General features: G+C 66.2%; 1 protein-coding gene. It reads left to right on the forward strand.

Annotation, left to right across the window (positions count from 1 at the left end; genetic code table 11):
* Positions 1–133: hypothetical protein (locus F1003_RS18910; protein ID WP_155090367.1), on the forward strand; the 133-nt coding region annotated here is incomplete at its 5' end.
* Positions 134–260 lie beyond the last annotated feature (127 nt).

The raw sequence follows: 260 nt of genomic DNA on the forward strand, positions 1-260 counted from the left end.
CCGCGACGACGTCAACTTCATGCGGCACACGATGGCGTACCGCGAGGTGGCGGCAGACGGCTCGGAGTCGATCCGCCTCGACTACAAGCCGGTCGTCCAGACCCGCTACCAGCCGATGGAGCGTAAGTACTGATGAGCACCTCCACCCTCGAAAAGCACTCCAAGGCCCTGGACGCGGCCGACGACGGCGCCTCGCACACCATCACCATCACGCTGCGGATCCGCCGGTTCAACCCGGAGGTCTCCGAGGACGCCACCTG

The sequence above is a fragment of the Winogradskyella ouciana genome, from assembly GCF_009709615.1.
GTDB classification, from domain to species: Bacteria; Bacteroidota; Bacteroidia; order Flavobacteriales; family Flavobacteriaceae; genus Winogradskyella; species Winogradskyella ouciana.